The sequence below is a fragment of the Paenibacillus sp. VTT E-133291 genome (assembly GCF_002264395.1).
In the GTDB taxonomy this organism is placed as follows: domain Bacteria; phylum Bacillota; class Bacilli; order Paenibacillales; family Paenibacillaceae; genus Paenibacillus_AQ; species Paenibacillus_AQ nitricinens.
Window position 1 is genome coordinate 32,202 of sequence record NZ_NFVA01000018.1, and the last position, 18,571, is coordinate 50,772.

The window sequence follows — 18,571 nt, forward strand, 5'->3', positions numbered from 1 at the left end:
CTTTACTGTTATACAGTACTCCTATTATGATAGCACCAAATTGAAAGGTGGAGAACTCATTTATGGATATCAAATACTCGACCGCAGCCAATCATCTAGGATCATCAGCCGTTCGTGAGATTCTAAAAGTTACACAGGGCAATGACATCATTTCACTTGCAGGCGGGCTGCCTGGGGAGGATTTGTTTCCCTTGGAGGCAGTACGAGACGCTTATAACCGTGTACTCTCCAGTGACACCTCAGTGCTTCAATACGGATTAACCGAGGGCTTTACTCCACTACGTGATAAAATCGCCGAAAGACTTACTCGGCAAGGAATCCCTGTTACAGCTTCTGAGATGATCTTGACTACAGGTTCCCAGCAAGCCATTGATTTATTATGTAAAATACTACTTGATCCCGGTGATGCTGTACTTGTTGAAGCCCCCACTTATTTAGCAGCTTTACAGGTACTCGGCTCTTACCGGGCTGATATTCATACGATAAATAATGACGAGCAAGGCATGCTGCCAGATCACCTGGAAGATCAAATACAAAAATTACGGCCCAAACTCCTATATGCAGTTCCGACCTTCAACAATCCTTCAGGAGCAACCTGGAGTAAGGAACGCCGTGAGAAAGTGGTGGAAATCTGCCGCCGCTACAATGTTCTTATCTTGGAGGATAATCCCTACGGCGAAATAACCTTTGAGGAGAATAAAGATCTTTATCCACCCTCACTAGCATCCATCGACAGAAGCTATGGCGGCGATTATTGTGTCGCTTACACTGGAACTTTTTCCAAAATCGTAGCCCCTGCCCTTCGTACCGGCTGGATTATCGGCGATTCCAATCTAATCAAGACCATCGCCAAAGCAAAGCAAGCCGCTGATCTGCATTCTAGCACCATTGACCAACGGGCTTTAGATGAACTGCTGCTGCATTTCGATATTGAGCAGCATATCCGCGTCATCTCACGAGAATATTATTCTCGAATGAAGCTCTTATCCGCGGAACTCCGATCGCAGAACTGGGAAGGCGCTCATTTTCTGGAGCCACGTGGCGGTATGTTCCTGTGGCTAACACTTTCCCAAGAGATCAACACGAAGGAATTACTTCCTCTAGCAGTAGAGAACGGTGTTGCTTTTGTTCCCGGTGAAGTGTTCTATTCATCACAGCCCCACAAGAATAAGATGCGTCTGAATTTCACCCATACGCCACCTAAGCTTGTACCCGTTGCTGTTCAGCGTCTGGAGAAGGCGTTGGTACAATGGCGGGAGAGTCAGGCCGGCATTCGTTCATAAGCATGACAAAACCCGGATTCTTCATCCTGTATGGGATTAGGAAGCCGGGTTATTTTTATTTCTCAGCCATGCTTAGCGTAATTTACTTCTTAGATACTTCTATGCTATCTTTATTGAGCCTAAAATATCCATTTTCAACGAAAGACATGATTCGACTGACACTTACCCCTGTTTGAAGGGATATATTTAATACCATCGTGTCGGGTGAAGTCTCTACGATACGCCTGATTCTCTGATACATCTCATCACAACTATTGCACATCCTCTTATTGTTTCGTTCATATAAATGTCCGCAGAACCCGCAAATCTGATAATTACCCATGTTATACATTTCCCTCTTTCTACATATCTTCTTGCCACGAGCATAAACACCTTCGGCGTCCTTATAAGGATGGTAAGCGTTGCGAGAAATATAAGGATAATGTATAAAATGAATCTTATACTTTCTTATATTTTAAAAAAGCGACGTGATCCGGTTTCCCGAGATACGCCGCCGCTTGTATGGTTGTTGTTGTTTATCATAACGTTGCAGTTAGGAAAGTTTGCCGTAAGCCGGGTTCTGTGCTCGTCGTGGTTCAATCGGGAACTACCCTCCCACCATAAGCGACAATCATCTATCTAGGCCGTACATTACTGCACAGCTCCAGCGACCAACCTAGACGCGCCTCAGGCTAAGGCTGCCTATTCCAATACAGGAATTTGCTGCGTCTCATTAGGTCTTGCTCCAGATGGGGTTTACCAGGAACGAAGTCACCAGCGTTCCTCGGGGTCTCTTACACCTCGGTTCCATCCTTGCCTGTGCCGCCCTAAGGCGGCCATCGGCGGTCCATTTCTGTGGCACTATCCTTCGACTCGCGCCGACTGGACGTTATCCAGCATCCTGCCTTATGGAGCCCGGACTTTCCTCCCGTGACGTCTACACGTCACCGGCGATTGTCTGTCAAACTTTCCGAACAACATTATATATTATACAGACATCGCATGTCTGGCACAAGCTTTATTAAATGGAATTTTTATAGGAACTTAAATGGCTCCGTATTCACCTGCGAAGCATGTACAGCTGTACCATACCTATGCTCCACCAGTTTCCCAGTCATCCACTCTGCTACTTTCTCTTTCATGATCTTCTCCGCATTATGCCCTGGATCAATCAGAGTGATCCCAGCGAGCACGGCATCCTGTGCTGTATGATAATCAAGATCTCCTGTAACCAGCACATCTGCACCGCGGAAAATAGCACTGTTATAATACTTTCCACCCGAACCGCCGAGAACAGCGGCTTTACGAATCGGACGATCCAAATCACCCACAACACGTACATGGTCTACTTTCAGACCTTTTTTTACCGTCTCAACGAATTGCCCAAGTGTTGTAGGTTCTTTGAGCTTTCCAACCCGCCCAAGCCCTAAACTGCGGCCTTTAAGATCCATCGTGTACAAATCATAGGCAACCTCTTCATAAGGATGAGCCTTGAGCATAGCCTGTACCACTTTATTGCGGATACTGTGTGGCACGATCGTCTCAATACGGATCTCCTCAGCACGCTCCATCTTCCCTTTTTCCCCGATATAAGGATCTGTGCCTTCTCCCGGAATAAAAGTCCCGTATCCCTCAATATTGAAGCTGCAATGACTATAGTTGCCGATTGCCCCTGCTCCTGCATTCAAGATGGCATCTAATACCTTCTGATGATGATCCTTTGGTACAAATACCACCAACTTAGACAATTGCTCTGAATGAATGTCTTTGATGGGTACTCCGTTCTCAATGCCCAGAGCTTCCGCCATCCAATCGTTCATTCCACCTTCGGTAACATCCAGATTAGTGTGACTGATGTATACCGCGATGTCATTTTTAATCAGTTTTTCATACATTCTACCCATTGGAGTGTCTGTTTGAATCCCTTGCAGCGGACGGAAAATAATCGCATGGTGGGCAATGATTAGATTACAGCCGAGACTTATTGCCTCTTCAACGACTTCATCATTAACATCCAGTGCAACCAGCACATTGGTTATCTCTTTCTGTAAGGAACCTAGTTGAAGACCGACTTTGTCCCACTCTTCGGCTAAATGCTTCGGAGCCAGCTGCTCCATATATTGAATTACTGTTTGTCCTTTGGCAAGCATTGCAGCACCTCCGTAATCTCCTTGATCTGATCTCGAATTAATTTCCGTTTATTCTCCGCAGATTCGAGCTCTGAACGTGACAAGGATGTCAAAATGCCTTCCAATTTCTGTATCTCCCCTTGCCACTTGGCAAAAAACACAGCATCCGGTGCTTGTAATAGAAAAGGTCCCATCTGTAGCAAGGTATCCTGACCACGAACCATAGCGGAATCACCTAACGTTACCTCTCGATATACATTGGCATTCGTAATTCCGGCACTCGCATCCTCTGGTACAGCCGTTAATACTTCATATAACTTCCCATCTTCTTCGAGAATACTTTCAGCTATAAGAACCCAATTATTAGCTAGTAGCCAGCGACGCAAAATATCCTCGCCCACATTCGGCTGAAGGACCAGTGTTGTAACATCCTTAAGCTTACCTTGGCTCTGACCACGGTCTAAAATCGAGGCAATTAAAGCCCCTCCCATACCAGCGATCGTGATACAATTAACTTCATCAGGTTCCAGTACCTCAAGGCCATCCCCTCGCCGCACCGAGATCACCTTTCCTAATCCGGCCTCTGCAACGCCTTTACAAGCAGCATCAAAAGGACCTGGGTTTACCTCACCTGCTACTGCGAATATCGCCTTACCGCTTTCTACAGCAGCTACAGGAAGCAGCGCATGATCAGAACCGATGTCTGCCAACCTGCTTCCTTGCGGAATTTGCTTCAGCAATTGCTGAAGTCGATCTGATAATTTCACATTGTTCATGTTGCCACCCACGTTATCCATTTTTTTCGAAACAAGAACAGCAGGGCTAAGCCTACCGCAATTTTAAAAATTAGCATAAACGAAATCCACTGCGGGAAATTTTGTCTCAATAAAAGAGCATCGAGCTCAGGCATAACCCATAACGATACGCCCACTGCAAAAAATACATTAGCGGCGCCTTTTACTCTGTGATGTAAAAGCCAGCTTAGCCACACCATCATTACACATAATGGAAGCCATAAGAACTCAAGCTCTAGCATCGAGGCATCAGGCCGTCTTCCACCGAAGAATCCAGCATATAGTAATGCCCAAAAAGCATACCCGCAGTACTGCAGCAAGCCGATCCGGAGCACAAATCCCAGAATACACCATAACAAGCCGCAAGCTCCAATCAGAATCGGTCTCCAGAACTGAGGATCAAGATCATGCAAAGCAATCAGCCATAGCCCAAAACCAAGCGATAACACGCTACCCAGCCCCGCCAGAATAAGACTAATAACATGATTTCGGTTCTTATAAACCGCTGAGTATGCATAACAAATAATTAATACGGATAGTGCTGTTGCAAGTTGCAAAGGCCAGGGAAAAACGCTAAAATAAAGACTAATCAAGAAAATCAAGGAAATAATTCCAAAACCAAACAGCCAAATTTTGATGTTTCCCTGCTGTAGATTCTTCAGCGAAATCGGATTTTTATCCTTCGCCGCAGCTTCATCATCATACAGATTGGTTAAGAAGTCGCAATATTGCTCTGGTAGCAATCTGTTATTTCTCCAATACTGAATCTCTTTTATAATAATTTCGCGTTTTTCCAAATTCACTGGCTCATCCTTCTTTCCAGATACACAAGGTCAGCACTTTTAGGGTCGTAATTCAAATAAAAGAACCTCCTGCTACTGAGCAGCAGAAGGTCCAGTTCATGAAATACTATTCAAGGAAATCCTTAAGCCGTTTACTGCGGCTAGGGTGACGAAGCTTACGCAATGCTTTAGCTTCAATCTGGCGAATCCGTTCGCGGGTAACGCCGAACACTTTGCCCACTTCTTCAAGTGTTCTCGTCCGGCCATCATCTAGGCCAAAACGCAGACGAAGTACATTCTCTTCACGCTCCGTGAGCGTGTCCAGTACATCCTCCAGCTGTTCCTTCAGCAGTTCATAAGCTGCTGCATCCGCAGGAGCCAAGGCTTCCTGATCCTCAATGAAATCTCCCAGATGTGAATCGTCTTCTTCACCGATCGGTGTTTCGAGCGATACTGGTTCTTGGGCAATCTTCATGATCTCTCTAACTTTCTCAACCGTCAGCTCCATCTCAGCCGCTATTTCCTCTGGCGAAGGTTCACGTCCCAGTTCTTGCAGCAATTGACGAGAGACACGAATCAGCTTGTTGATCGTCTCAACCATGTGTACAGGAATACGAATCGTACGTGCCTGATCCGCAATCGCGCGGGTAATGGCCTGACGAATCCACCAAGTTGCATACGTACTAAATTTGAACCCTTTGTTATGGTCAAATTTCTCTACCGCTTTGATCAGACCCATATTACCTTCCTGAATCAAATCAAGGAACAGCATACCGCGTCCAACATAACGTTTAGCAATACTTACTACAAGACGTAGGTTCGCTTCAGCGAGACGACGTTTGGCTTCCTCGTCACCATTCTTAATACGCATAGCAAGCTCTACTTCATCGTCAGCCGACAACAGCGGAACGCGTCCAATTTCTTTTAGATACATACGAACAGGGTCATTAATCTTAATCCCTGGCGGCAGTGACAAATCATCATCAAAGCTGAACTCATCGCCCTCTTTGTCTTCATTGTCCTCATTTGGCCGGAGGCTGTTAACCTCCTCATCGTTCTCGTTTACAACTTCAATCCCCAAATCACTGAGTTGTTCATAGAACTCCTCCATTTGCTCGGGGTCTTGATCAAACGGCGATAATTTCTCCATAATATCTTTGTATAGCAATGATGATCTTTTCTTGCCTTGCTCAATAAGCTGATCCTTAACCTGATCCAAAGTAAATTCTGCTTCCAATTCAGTATGCTGATCGTTCGCCATAATTCGACTCCCTCCTCCCTAGGTACATCCTGTCAACATTTCATTGTCTCTCTAGGGCTATAATCTCACTTGCTATTTGTGCCGCACGCAAAAAGTCACCTGACTTTTCCGCCTGAATCATCTCTTCACGCTTCTGATCCATCTTGCGCTGCAGTGGGTATTTCCGTACTTCACGGATACAATCATCCAGCACCTGCACATTCCAGTCCGGAGGTGTATCCATCATGGAAATTGATGTTGCAGTTTTCTCTAGACGATCGTCCTGAAGCGATGATAGAAACCGACTAATGCCGGGTGGTTTGCCTTGCGCGTAATAGGCATATAGATAAGCGGCAATTGCCGCATGATCATCGATGTTGAAATCTTCTCCGAGGCGTTCGCCCACATACGTGGCGGCTTCCGGGTCCTGAATCATAAAGGACAGTAGACGCCGTTCCGCGACATGATAAGCGGGCAGCAAAGTTGGTGTCTGCACTTGCCCTTTTTTATGCCTACCATTATTCCACCTTTTGTCGTTATTATCCCCTTCAGGGATGTTTTTTTGCATCGATGCCCTAAGTAAATTACAATCCTGCTTCAAACTATCATATGAAAGTTCCAGCTCAGAAGCGATTTCCCTTAGGTAAACCTCTCTCTCAGTCGAGGAATGTAACGAAGCAATGACCTCCAAAGCTTCTTTGACGTAGGCAATTTTGCCATCTTCCTCTAGGAGTATATGGTTTTTTTTCAGATATATAAGCTTAAATTTTATGGATGAAACCGCTGAATCAATAACCTGATCCATAAACCTTTCTCCACCATGCTTGGAGATGAATTCATCTGGATCGAGTCCGCTTGGCAGTAAGGCAACTTTCACACGCAGGCCACTGCCTTCAAGCATTGGAATAGACTTTATAGCAGCTGCTTGTCCTGCCCGGTCACCGTCATAAGACAGTACAATTTCATCCGCCAGGCTCTTCATCAGTGCTACATGACTTTCAGTTAAAGAAGTTCCCATTGTTGCTACGCCGTTATGCACACCTGCTTCCCAGGCCGAAATGACATCTCCGTATCCTTCAAAGAGGACGATTTGCCGCGTTTTGCGGATGGATGCTTTGGACTGGTGCAAATTGTATAAAATCCGGCTTTTGTTAAACAGTCTACTCTCTGGAGAATTTAAATACTTAGGTTGTCCTTCTCCATGAATTCTTCCGGCAAACGCAATCACCTTGCCGGTGCGGTTCGCAATCGGAAAAATTATCCGACCACGGAAACGGTCTATATAGCCTTTACCCTCACCCCGGGCAGACAAGAGTCCGCCTTTCTCCATCTCAGCAAGGTCAAAATTCCGTTTCTCCAAAAATTGTAGCAAAGTATCCCAGCGGTCCGGAGCATATCCGATCTGAAACTGGTCAATCATTTTATCGCTGAAGTTCCGGGCTCTTAAATACTCCATTGCGGCTTTGCCGTGTTCCGTATTCTTCAGCAAGTAATGATAAAACTTTGCAGACCATTCATAAGCTTGAATCAACCGATCGCGTTCCGGATCAGGAGGAGACATTAGGCCTCCCTTACCTTCAGGAACGGGAATATCACTTTCTTCAGCCATTATTTTGACGGCTTCGGGGAAGGTTAATCCTTCGATTTCCATCCTAAATTTGATGGCATTTCCACCCATGCCGCAGCCAAAGCAATGAAACACTCCCCGGTCGGGGGTAACTGTAAAGGAAGGGGTTTTCTCCGAATGGAACGGGCAGAGGCCCCATAAATATTTCCCCTGCTTGGACAAATGGACAACCTTACCGACTGTATCGACAATATCATGACGTGCAAGCACGCTTTCGATAACTTCTTCCGGAATATTCCCGTGTCCGCTAGCCACTTCAACCACCTTCAATTCTTAACAAATAAATATAATTCGCTATTGCTCTACATTCTCCTGCAAAAGTATTAAAAGTTTTGTCATTTTATGTTGAAAATATATTTTTTCTTCTGCCGTTATAGGTTTTGGACCCTTCGAGTATTGTCCCCGTCTTCGTTCCACGGCCCTGGCATGCCTGCCTTCCAACATAAAATCCATTTTGGAATCATCATATTCCTGACCACGAAAAGAAAGCACACTGCAACGTTTTCCGAGCGCAAGTGCCGCGAGACCATAGTCTTGAGTCAACACCACATCTCCAGCAGAAATATGATTGGCAATATATAGATCGGCACTTTGATCTCCCCGGTCCACCTGCACAACCGTAACACCTTCTTCAGCTTTCAGTGCATGGTCATAAGAAGATACCATCAGTACCGGCACGCCAAAAGCGCGGCCTACTTCAGCAATCTCTTTTTTGACCGGACAAGCATCCCCATCCACGACTATAGTTCTAGACCGGGACTTCTTCTCCATGATCATCACCAATTTCCCGTGTAATATATATACGCCCTTACCGCAAGAAATCCTTCTTTCTATGCATAAATACGGAACGGATGTCAAATGACGCATTGGCACCGTTCCGTATATTTATACCCCAAACCAACATTCTATACCATAAGACACAAACTTTTCTTATAGATGTTGTTCAAAAAGCTGATCTTTGATCAAATGTCGAATCTTGAAATTCAGCCGGGAACTCCGGTGCTCAGCCGTTTACCAAACCAGCTTGCCAAAATCAGCAAACGCCTTGGAGTCAGCATCAATACCAGCAAGCAAAGCTAAACGGTTAGCACGTATCTGCTCATCCTCTGCCATAACCATAACGGAATCGAAAAATGCTGTAACAGCATCTTTTAGACCCGAGAGAATTCGGAGTGCTTCTTCGGCATTGTTCGCAGACATCGCTTCAAGATACGGTGTGTGTAACTCCTGCCATGTATTATACAGCTCTAGCTCAGCATCTTCTTTAAGTAAAGAAGGATCAATCCCTTCGCTGGTTGCTTTAGCTGCCAGATTACTAACCCGAGTAAGTGAATCCACGGTGATTTTGAAGTCTGCTTGGTCTAACACAGCACCCATAAGCGCACGGCTTCTACCTACAACATCTACCACGTCGTCAAAGCCAGCTGCTGTAACAGCATCCACAACATCATAGCGTACATTGTCGGATAAAAGTCGTTTAACACGCAGACTGAAGAACTCGTACAGGTTTATACGTAGTTCATCGTCAGAATGTTTCGAATTCCCTGAATTTTTATGAATTTCAATCGCAGCTTCAAAAATTTCGCGTAGCGTAATCGGCAATTTATGCTCAAGCACGATTTGAACAATCCCTGCAGCCTGTCGACGCAGTGCGTAAGGATCCTGAGAACCTGTAGGGATGATACCGATGGAGAAGCAGCCTACAATTGTATCAATCTTATCTGCAATGCTGACAACCGATCCAGCATCCGTCGAAGGTACTGCATCTCCTGCGAACCGTGGCTGATAATGTTCGAAGATTGCTTTTGCCACAGTTTCAGGTTCTCCTGCTTTGCGTGCATAATCTTCGCCCATGGTGCCTTGGAGTTCTGGGAATTCATAAACCATTTGAGTGACAAGGTCGAATTTACAAATATCAGCAGTCCGACTTACTTCAGAAAGGGCCCTATCAGACAATCCCAATGTTACAGCAAGACGATCGGAGATTTGGCGAATACGACGCACTTTATCTCCAACACTGCCAAGTTCTTCATGGTAGACGATATTCTCTAGTTTGGCTAGTGCATCATCAATCTTCATCTTTTGATCTTCTTGATAGAAGAATTTGGCATCTGATAGACGAGCACGGAGTACCTTCTCATTTCCCTTAGCAATTACATCCAAAGATACTGCATTTCCGTTACGCACCGTTACGAAGAAAGGCAGAAGCTTGCCTGCTGCATCAAAAACTGGGAAATAGCGCTGATGCTCACGCATCGAAGTAATCAGCACATCTTGCGGAATGTTCAAGAACGATGGGTCAAAGGTTCCAAATAGCACGGTTGGTGTTTCAACTAGAAACAATACTTCCTCCAAAAGATCCTCTTTGATCGCAATCGTCCAGCTTTTTTCTTCAGCCAATTCATTGATTTGTTTTAGGATCAGCTCTTCCCGTTCCTTCACATCTACAAGCACATGCTGCGCACGCAAGCTCTCCACATATTGTGCAGGCTCCGAAATTACAGTCTCTGTTCCCAGAAAACGATGTCCACGGCTCACATTCCCTGCTTTTACATCTGTAATTTCCAAATCAATAATATCTTTGCCGAAAAGAGCAACTAACCAGCGGATCGGACGCACGAATTTAAAATCGTAAGCTCCCCAACGCATGTTTTTCGGAAAAGTCATCGCATTTACTATCCCTAAAAGTCCTTCTGAGAGCAACGAAGCTGTCTCTACCCCAGCACTATTTCTAGTAGCATAAATATACTCTACTTCTGCTAGCTCTTTGAACGTAAATTGCTCTGGGGATACACCTTGACTCCGGGCAAACCCTAATGCAGCTTTGCTCCAGTCTCCGTTTGCATCCAGTGCGATCTTGCGCGACGGCCCTTTGACCTCTTCGCTAATATCCGCTTGCTTCTCAGCCGCATCCTTAACAAAAACAGCGAGACGACGTGGCGTTGCATAAGCAGTAACTCCAGCATGGGTAATCCGTGCAGAATCCAACCACTTGGACGTTCTATCTTGCAGCTGTTCCATCGCAGCGCGGATAAACCGTGCAGGAATTTCCTCCAGACCGATCTCAAACAGGATATCTTTAGACACGGTCAGCACCTTCTTTCTTCAGCAGCGGGAAGCCAAGCTTCTCGCGTTCCTCAAGATATGTTGCCGCTACAGAGCGGGCAAGATTACGCACACGGGTAATAAATCCAGTCCGTTCTGTAACACTGATGGCTCCACGTGCATCCAGCAGATTAAAGCTATGTGAACATTTCAACACGTAATCGTAGGCTGGGAACACAAGATTTTTTTCCATCGCTCTACGCGCTTCTTCTTCGTACATGTTGAACAGTGAAAATAGCATTTTTACATCAGATACTTCAAAGGTGTAAGTAGAATGCTCGAATTCCGGCTGATGAAAAACATCACCATAAGTCATGCCGCTAACCCATTCAAGATCGAATACATTTTCTTTATCTTGAATGTAGGAGGCTAACCGCTCCATACCGTAAGTAATTTCTACAGCAACTGGATTGGCTTCAATCCCACCGACCTGTTGGAAGTAAGTAAACTGAGTGATTTCCATACCATCCAGCCATACTTCCCATCCTAGACCTGCACAACCGAGTGAAGGGTTCTCCCAGTTATCCTCGACAAAACGGATATCATGCAAGAGCGGATCAATACCGAGTGCCTTTAAGCTATCCAAGTAAATCTCTTGAATGTTATCAGGCGATGGTTTGATAATGACTTGAAATTGATGATGCTGATACAGACGGTTCGGATTCTCGCCATAACGACCATCGGATGGGCGACGTGAAGGCTCTACGTACGCAACTCTCCATGGTTCAGGACCTAGTGAGCGTAAAAAAGTCATAGGGTTCATCGTGCCGGCGCCTTTTTCTGTGTCATAAGGCTGTACGATAATACAGTTCTGTTCAGCCCAGAACTGCTGCAGCGTCAAAATCATCTGCTGAAAGTTCATAATACCGTCTCCTTCGCTTTACAAGTTTTTAACTCCATTTGCTTAAAACTTCTTACCATGGAGGCGGCACTTTTCGCTTCTGACAGCAACAAAAAACCCCCGCCCCCATGCCTGATTAACAGACATAGGGACGAGAGTTTAACTTATTCTCCCGCGGTTCCACCCTACTTGATTTCATACCTTGCTTCAGCGATATTACGGCTAAAGACAAGAACGAAATCCACTTTCATTCGCCATATCCGTACTCCCGGGTGCCATGTTCATGAACGTTGTCCCGCCAGGCTCCCACTACCCCCAGCTCGCTGAATCGCAACAATGTCGCTCACTACTTTCCCGATCAATGCACGCTCTCCCGAAATGGAGCAAAACGGCGATCAGATAATCTTATACAGAAACTGTTCCTATAGTAACGGAAAAATCAGATTTCGTCAAATCTTGTACTTGTCGAGCTGGTCCAGGAAATTCTGTGATTTCAGCTTTAATCCAAGCTGCATATCCATAAAGGCTCGCATAATTTTTTTCAATTCATCTCGGCTGCTTTCTTTGACATCCACATTCCCTAATCTAGTTAGATCAAGTCTGGCGAATAAGCGTAGCAACTTCAACGCACGAGCGGAGACCTCCATTGCTGGAGGATCATTATGTTTACAGCTGCGGCAGAGTGCTCCACCAAGGCGAGGGCTTATCAGCAATTGTTCATCAGGCTTTTCAGCTCCACATATCACACAGGTGTCGAACTCTGGACCATAACCGGCTGCTTGCAAAATCTTCATTTCATAAACATTTATGATAACTCCAGGTTCCTTATCTTCTTCTAGTGCGTTCAAGCAGGCCGTAAGCTGGCGAAACCAGAAGCTTCCCGTCTCCTCATCATGCAGGACTTTATCAAGCAGTTCACAAGCGTAAGATGCATAAGCAGCTTTGATCAAATCCTCACGTAGAGGGTGGTGAGACTTCGTGATTTCGCCGGAATTCAGCGTCCCAAGTCCTCCGTTATTTCTAAAAAAAACAAATTCACCGACGGTGAACAATTGGATCAGTGCAGCATGGCGGCTTTTGACCTTCTTTGCGCCACGCACCAGAACTCCTACTTTTCCCGCGTTCTCGGTGCAAAGCGTAATGATTGCGTTCCCCTCGCCGTAGTCCATGCTGCGGATGACGATCCCTTCCACCCTGTGTAGCATGCCTCTTCCCCCAACCATTCGGCAAGCAACCAGTCCTTATTGCGCTTCTTCATCACAGACCTTCTCTTCTTCCACTAGCTGTAATCCACTGTCTTCAAGTGGATAGCCAGCTTCCTTGTATAGCAGGTAAGCATCGACGTCTCCTGTCATTGCAAAATACTTCCACGAAAAGTTTCGCATTCGTATTCATCCTTTCTTGGGAAAGACGATGTCTCTTCAAGAATTAGGATGTGCGATGAGCCAGGTTCTATCCTTGCAATTCCTGCCAAACGAGGAAGAACGGATATAGATCTTAAAGGTCTTTATGGAAGCCCAAATCCCGCAAAACGCGATCCTGATTGCGCCAGTCTTTTTTCACTTTTACCCATAGCTCCAGAAAAATCTTCGAACCCAAAAGGTTCTCAATATCTGTCCGAGCACGTCTTCCAACCTCTTTCAGCAGCGCACCTTGCTTACCGATAATAATCCCCTTCTGAGAATCACGTTCAACAAAAATAACGGCAGACACATGGACCACACCATTCGGCTCAACCCTCATATCTTCGATGGCCACGGCAATGGAATGCGGTACTTCTTCGCGCGTCAAATGCAGAATCTTCTCACGGATTAGCTCTGCGCACACAAATTGCTCAGGGTGATCCGTAATTTGATCTTCTGGGTAGTACTGCGGACCTTCCGGCAAGTACTTAGCGACTTGCTCTAACAGCGTGTTAACATTGCTTCCCATCTTAGCAGAAATTGGAATGATTTCTGCAAAGTTATGCAGCTTGTTATACTGAGCCATAAGTGGGAGCAAGGCTTCCGGCTCTATTTTATCGATCTTGTTGAGTACAAGAATAACTGGCGTCTTAAGTCCGTTTAATTGCTCAGCAATGTATCGGTCTCCACCGCCCAAACCATCTGCAGCATCCACAAGGAACAGCACAGCCTCAACTTCACCCAGCGTGCTCATTGCAGTTTGGTTCATGTAGTCGCCTAGCTTGGACTGTCTTTTATGAATACCTGGTGTGTCCAGGAACACGATTTGCGAATTATTCGTTGTATAGACCCCATGGATTTTGTTTCTAGTGGTCTGTGGCTTATCCGACATGATTGCAATCTTCTGTCCAATAACCTGGTTCATGAGTGTCGATTTGCCTACGTTCGGTCTGCCGATAATTGCGACAAAGCCTGATTTGAATTTCATATTATCTTCCTTCCATACTTTCCTTCTAGTTCAATCTTTTTCAATCATTCAATCTTTTTTTAAAGCTTTTCGATCCCCCTAAATCCCCCTTAGCCAAGGGGGACCCCAAGGGCCCCGGCCCTCTGGACACCCGGAAATAGGCGTATCTGCAACGTTCGGCGGGATTAGAGGGACGGTTGTGCATGAGCGCTTTCGTCCCCTATCGGGGACACGCTTCACTGTCGCTTATTCACACGGCTCGCTTGAAGCTCGCCGTGGTAAGCAAAACTACTGAAATGAGCGACTATAGGCAGGTTTACAATTTACATTGTGCTAGGAATCGCTGGCGGCTACGCCGCATCGCTTATAGATGTTACTCCTATAACACATAGTTTGCACCAGTTTAACCTAACTTGGAAGTGCTGGAACACTTTTAAGTGTATTTTGTACAACAAATTTGAGTTTGAGTTATGTTTTTGGCGTTTTAGTTGCATTCTGTGCAATTAAATACTGTCCAACAAGCCAAATTCGAATAAAAGCATAGATTTAGTTGTACATTCTGCAATTAAATTAAACTTAGTGCACAATTGTGGCAGTTCAATTGTACAAAATGCAACTAAATTAGCTTAATCCGCAATAACATGCTCCAATTTATTCCGGAGCTTGTCCTTGCTTCAGATCGACAGGACCAAAAGCGCCCGGGAGTAATTCTCCCACCGTGGTCTCAACAATATCGCCTTTCATGTTTCCAAGGATAACCTTCATGTCTGGTGAACACAACTCAATCAGAACTTGGCGGCATACACCACAAGGAGATACGGGGCCATCGGAATCGGCAACAACGGCAATTGCCTTGAAAGAACCGATAGCATGACCGTCGGCGATGGCACGGAATAAAGCGGTTCGCTCCGCACAGTTGGTTGGACCAAAAGCAGCATTTTCTACATTACATCCGTGATGAATATGACCATCCTGATCAAGGAGGGCGGCTCCAACTCCGAATCGGGAGTAAGGAATATATGCCTTAGCACGTGCTTTAATCGCTTCTTGCATAAGAAGAGTGGAATCCATATTGGGGTCCTCCTAAAGTTTTGTTTAGCGTTACATCATGGAATTACTTCATACAAAACTCACTTCGAGAGCATCCACTTAGTTTTGTTAGCGTCTCAACCTGGAATTACTTCGTACAAAACTCGCTTCCTAAACATCCAGTAACCAAAGAGGCGGAATCGCAAAACGCGGGTCCGCCTCTCCCCTAAATTGAATTGTAACCTGATTATGACATAAGTCCGCTAATCCAGTCCATCACCGGGTGGTAAAAAACATAGACCCCGACTAAGACAGCAAACACCGCCGTAAGAAGCACAGCTCCTGCGGCGGTATCTTTTGCTCTCTTAGCCAGCGGATGAATCTCCGGCGAGATCAGGTCTACCGTCGCCTCGATTGCCGTATTGAGCAGCTCGGCAGTTAAGACAAGCGTAATGGAGAAGAGCAGCAGCATCCAACTGGCCAGAGGAAGTCTGAACACGGCAGCGGCAACAAGTACAACCACAGCCAAACAGCAATGCACCTTCATGTTAAGCTCCGATTTGAATGCCGACACGATGCCTTGCGATGCAAACCGAAAAGAGTGCCAGAACTTCTTGTGTCCTACCGCCGTGTTCTTCACCATTAGCGAGTCAACCCAACCTGAGCTAGTACCTTCTCTTGTTTAGACATCATCTCTGCCTCTGAAGCTTCATCCTGATGATCATATCCTAACAAATGCAGAAATCCGTGCACAAAGAGGAAACCAAGCTCACGCTCCAGCGAATGACCATATTCCTGCGCTTGCTCCTGAGCACGAGTTACGGAAATGATGATATCTCCCAGTACATCCGGAACATCTTCCAGTGCTTCGCCCTCTTCTACTTCGTATATAATGTCCAGCTCGTCCTCTCCGCTTTCATTCATCGCAAAAGAAAGTACGTCCGTCGGACGGTCAATTCCCCGGTACTCCAAGTTCAACTCATGAATACGAGTGTTATCGACAAAAGTAAGCGCAACCTCCCCCTGATCGATCTCTTCCGCTTCACCTGCTTTTTTCAAAATACTCTCCAGCAGTGCGATGAGATCGTCCTTTATCTCGTATTCTTCTTGCTCGTTATCCCAAACGATCTCTAAACTCATGGGTTAGCTGCCCCTTCCTCTTTTTTCGGCTTACGCACATCTTCTGGGTATTCGATCCGTGAATGAAAAATCCCCATGACCGTTTCTTTCAGCGTCCGTGCAATAATGTCCAATTCTTTAATCGTTAAATCACATTCGTCAAACTGATGATCATCCAGTCGACTTTTAATAATTTTCTCAATCATCGTTTCCACCTGAAGGACGGTTGGTTTGCGTAAGGATCGTACCGCAGCTTCAACACTGTCGGCGATTCCTACAACAGCCGATTCCTTCGACTGAGCTTTCGGGCCAGGATAACGGAAATCTTCCTCGGTAAAATCAGGCTCAACACCTTTTTCTTCCGCCAGCTTCAGAGCCTTATGGTAAAAATAATGCAGGAACGTAGTGCCATGATGCTGCTCAGCAATATCACGAATCGGTTTGGGCAGCTTATATTCCCGTTGCATTTCCACCCCATCGCGGGCGTGAGCTACAATGATAGATTTACTAAGCTTCGGTTCAATAGAGTCATGCGGGTTTTCCATATTATTCTGATTCTCAATAAAATAAAACGGACGTTTTGTTTTGCCTATATCATGATAATACGACCCCACACGGCACAATAGGCCATCTGCTCCAATCGCTTCTGCGGCCGCTTCTGACAGGTTACCTACCATGACGCTATGGTGATAGGTTCCTGGTGTTTCCGTAAGAAGCTTGCGCAATAAGGGATGGTTCGGATTAGACAACTCTACCAGCTTCAGGGCAGATAGAATACCAAAGGTAGCTTCAAAGAAAGGCATCAGACCAATCACAAGCACTGCGGTCAAAAGTCCGCTCGCAAAAGCAAAACCAACGGCATACAGCGTGCTTACATCTTTCCATTCACCACCAGCTAAGAGGGTCAGCATAAAGACGGTCACACAGCCAAAAAGGGATACCATAATCCCGCCTTTTAATAATGTGGAACGCTGGCCTGCACGATGAGTGGCAAAAATAGCTACATAACAAACAACAATTGAAAAGAAGCCAAAGGTAAAATCAAACACCGAATTCTGCTGAACATTCAAAATGATACTGGCAAGTATACTGATCAGGATAGAACAGAAATATGCTAATGTCATATCCAGAAGCATGGTAATCAGCATAGCACCAATGGCTACTGGAGCCAGATACCCGAGATAGGAATGGACATCCGTCTGCAAAATTGCGGTCAACCGCATGGAAATGATCGTAATAACAAACACAAGCACCAGCATTAATAACTGGGAATTGTTATACTTGAAGCCCGCGGTTCCACCCGAGTAACGGATAAACACCATCAGACCCGCAGATAGCATGGTAGAAAGTAATAGTAATCCAACTTGAGGCCAATAGTTGACCTCATTACTTAGCAGGCCATTCTCATCCAAAAGGGCGTAGAGCTCAGGGGTGATTTTTTGGCCTTTAGCGACGAGGACGTCGCCTTGCTCAATAAACACATCAGGTGTGTTCTCACGAGCCTGCACCTTTGCTTCCTTCGTTGCATCTTCGTCATAGAACTTATTGCTAGTAATAACAAGCCGGACTAACTCCTGCACAACCTCACGCGCCGTGCGCTGACTCAGAGAGCTGATACTGACCTGCTCCGCCACTTTGGCGCGCGCAGTCTGGGCATCCGTGATTTGATCGTTCATCAGCCTAGTCACAATATCACGAGCGACAGGCTTCATTTCGATAATGTCCTGAGAGGTCAGTCGCGGAATCTTAATGTAAGTTTCATCTGGAATGACATAGGTCTGCTCTTTTATGACAGATTGCATTTCCTCCAAAAGATGATCGGAATAAGTGCCTCCGCCCCGATTGGAGGCTATGAAATTCAAAATAAAGTCATTGGCTCTCTGTGGGATCTCATCACGATAAATCTCAGTCTTATCGCTTTGTGAAATCAAATCATCCTGATTCAGGCGATCAATCCGGTCCAGCAGCGATGTCACGAGATTATCAGCCCTCATCGGGATAATTTTATACTTAGGAGATACACCTTCGGCCGCTTCTTCCGCCGCCTTTAGTGTTGCCTTCTTGTCCAAAATTTGCTTGGGCGCTGTAATCTCCTTCGCGCTGAGCGTATTCTCTTTAATATCGTACCGCTTAGGCAGTAGATCGGGCGACAGACTAAAGTAGAACACAAGTCCGAGTAACAGGAAAAGAGCATAGCGTGTCGCCGCGCTATACTTCCATCCGTTGTTCGTATATACAAATCCGCTTAATTTAGATGGTTGCTTTGAAGCCAT

At 45.7% G+C, this 18,571-nt stretch carries 16 protein-coding genes and 1 other RNA gene; 1 reads left to right on the forward strand and 16 read right to left on the reverse strand.

What is annotated here, in order from left to right; translation table 11 throughout:
- Positions 1-62 precede the first annotated feature (62 nt).
- Positions 63-1,283 carry an aminotransferase-like domain-containing protein gene (locus CA598_RS10325; protein ID WP_094870328.1) on the forward strand — a complete coding sequence of 407 codons (1,221 nt, stop codon included), beginning with the start codon at positions 63-65 and terminating at the stop codon, positions 1,281-1,283.
- 533 nt (positions 1,284-1,816) lie between these two features.
- On the opposite strand, the gene rnpB is transcribed toward CA598_RS10325, so the two are convergent.
- The 16 genes from rnpB to CA598_RS10410 form a co-directional block, all read right to left on the reverse strand.
- Positions 1,817-2,232: RNase P RNA component class A (rnpB, locus tag CA598_RS10335), an RNA gene on the reverse strand.
- Positions 2,233-2,296: 64 nt separating this feature from the next.
- Positions 2,297-3,412, reverse strand: coding sequence for a Nif3-like dinuclear metal center hexameric protein (locus CA598_RS10340; RefSeq protein WP_094876451.1), 1,116 nt, complete (start codon positions 3,410-3,412; stop codon positions 2,297-2,299).
- Positions 3,388-4,158: a tRNA (adenine(22)-N(1))-methyltransferase gene (locus CA598_RS10345; RefSeq protein WP_094876467.1), complete on the reverse strand. Its 771-nt coding sequence runs from the start codon at positions 4,156-4,158 to the stop codon at positions 3,388-3,390. Before CA598_RS10345 ends, CA598_RS10340 begins: the two co-directional genes overlap by 25 nt.
- 5 nt (positions 4,159-4,163) lie before the next feature.
- Positions 4,164-4,988 carry a hypothetical protein gene (locus CA598_RS10350; protein WP_094876452.1) on the reverse strand — a complete coding sequence of 275 codons (825 nt, stop codon included), beginning with the start codon at positions 4,986-4,988 and terminating at the stop codon, positions 4,164-4,166.
- Between the two features lie 106 nt (positions 4,989-5,094).
- Positions 5,095-6,228 carry an RNA polymerase sigma factor RpoD gene (gene rpoD / locus CA598_RS10355; protein WP_042130309.1) on the reverse strand — a complete coding sequence of 378 codons (1,134 nt, stop codon included), beginning with the start codon at positions 6,226-6,228 and terminating at the stop codon, positions 5,095-5,097.
- Between the two features lie 40 nt (positions 6,229-6,268).
- Entirely contained in the window at positions 6,269-8,089 is a 1,821-nt protein-coding gene (dnaG, locus tag CA598_RS10360; protein WP_094876453.1) for a DNA primase, read from the reverse strand.
- 39 nt (positions 8,090-8,128) lie between these two features.
- On the reverse strand, positions 8,129-8,605 hold the full coding sequence (locus CA598_RS10365; RefSeq protein ID WP_094870349.1) for a YaiI/YqxD family protein: 477 nt from the start codon (positions 8,603-8,605) through the stop codon (positions 8,129-8,131).
- A gap of 240 nt (positions 8,606-8,845) precedes the next feature.
- Complete coding sequence (glyS, locus tag CA598_RS10370; protein ID WP_094876454.1) at positions 8,846-10,921, reverse strand: glycine--tRNA ligase subunit beta; 2,076 nt, start codon at positions 10,919-10,921, stop codon at positions 8,846-8,848.
- On the reverse strand, positions 10,914-11,801 hold the full coding sequence (gene glyQ, locus CA598_RS10375; RefSeq protein WP_094870322.1) for a glycine--tRNA ligase subunit alpha: 888 nt from the start codon (positions 11,799-11,801) through the stop codon (positions 10,914-10,916). Before glyQ ends, glyS begins: the two co-directional genes overlap by 8 nt.
- Positions 11,802-12,229: 428 nt before the next feature.
- Positions 12,230-12,985, reverse strand: a complete 756-nt coding sequence (gene recO / locus CA598_RS10380) for a DNA repair protein RecO (protein WP_094870321.1) — start codon at positions 12,983-12,985, stop codon at positions 12,230-12,232.
- A 36-nt stretch (positions 12,986-13,021) separates the two neighbouring features.
- A complete protein-coding gene (locus tag CA598_RS10385) occupies positions 13,022-13,165 on the reverse strand; it encodes a YqzL family protein (protein ID WP_076117313.1) in 144 nt (47 codons plus the stop codon).
- Positions 13,166-13,277: 112 nt separating this feature from the next.
- Positions 13,278-14,171: a GTPase Era gene (era, locus tag CA598_RS10390; RefSeq protein WP_042190933.1), complete on the reverse strand. Its 894-nt coding sequence runs from the start codon at positions 14,169-14,171 to the stop codon at positions 13,278-13,280.
- 630 nt (positions 14,172-14,801) lie between these two features.
- Positions 14,802-15,221, reverse strand: a complete 420-nt coding sequence (locus CA598_RS10395; RefSeq protein WP_094870320.1) for a cytidine deaminase — start codon at positions 15,219-15,221, stop codon at positions 14,802-14,804.
- Positions 15,222-15,426: 205 nt separating this feature from the next.
- A complete protein-coding gene (locus tag CA598_RS10400; protein WP_042130323.1) occupies positions 15,427-15,822 on the reverse strand; it encodes a diacylglycerol kinase family protein in 396 nt (131 codons plus the stop codon).
- On the reverse strand, positions 15,822-16,319 hold the full coding sequence (ybeY, locus tag CA598_RS10405) for an rRNA maturation RNase YbeY (RefSeq protein WP_094876455.1): 498 nt from the start codon (positions 16,317-16,319) through the stop codon (positions 15,822-15,824). Before ybeY ends, CA598_RS10400 begins: the two co-directional genes overlap by 1 nt.
- Positions 16,316-18,571 (reverse strand): HD family phosphohydrolase, encoded by a 2,256-nt coding sequence (locus CA598_RS10410; RefSeq protein ID WP_094870318.1) that lies wholly within the window; start codon positions 18,569-18,571, stop codon positions 16,316-16,318. Before CA598_RS10410 ends, ybeY begins: the two co-directional genes overlap by 4 nt.

What these genes read in the sequence shown, in the direction of transcription:
- CA598_RS10325 (WP_094870328.1), top strand. Translation starts at nt 63, where the DNA reads ATGGATATCAAATACTCGACCGCAGCCAATCATCTAGGATCATCAGCC.
- CA598_RS10340 (WP_094876451.1), bottom strand. Translation starts at nt 3,412, where the DNA reads ATGCTTGCCAAAGGACAAACAGTAATTCAATATATGGAGCAGCTGGCT.
- rpoD (WP_042130309.1), bottom strand. Translation starts at nt 6,228, where the DNA reads ATGGCGAACGATCAGCATACTGAATTGGAAGCAGAATTTACTTTGGAT.
- CA598_RS10365 (WP_094870349.1), bottom strand. Translation starts at nt 8,605, where the DNA reads ATGGAGAAGAAGTCCCGGTCTAGAACTATAGTCGTGGATGGGGATGCT.
- glyQ (WP_094870322.1), bottom strand. Translation starts at nt 11,801, where the DNA reads ATGAACTTTCAGCAGATGATTTTGACGCTGCAGCAGTTCTGGGCTGAA.
- recO (WP_094870321.1), bottom strand. Translation starts at nt 12,985, where the DNA reads ATGCTACACAGGGTGGAAGGGATCGTCATCCGCAGCATGGACTACGGC.
- CA598_RS10385 (WP_076117313.1), bottom strand. Translation starts at nt 13,165, where the DNA reads ATGCGAAACTTTTCGTGGAAGTATTTTGCAATGACAGGAGACGTCGAT.
- era (WP_042190933.1), bottom strand. Translation starts at nt 14,171, where the DNA reads ATGAAATTCAAATCAGGCTTTGTCGCAATTATCGGCAGACCGAACGTA.
- CA598_RS10395 (WP_094870320.1), bottom strand. Translation starts at nt 15,221, where the DNA reads ATGGATTCCACTCTTCTTATGCAAGAAGCGATTAAAGCACGTGCTAAG.
- CA598_RS10400 (WP_042130323.1), bottom strand. Translation starts at nt 15,822, where the DNA reads ATGGTGAAGAACACGGCGGTAGGACACAAGAAGTTCTGGCACTCTTTT.
- ybeY (WP_094876455.1), bottom strand. Translation starts at nt 16,319, where the DNA reads ATGAGTTTAGAGATCGTTTGGGATAACGAGCAAGAAGAATACGAGATA.
- CA598_RS10410 (WP_094870318.1), bottom strand. Translation starts at nt 18,571, where the DNA reads ATGGCTTCAAAGCAACCATCTAAATTAAGCGGATTTGTATATACGAAC.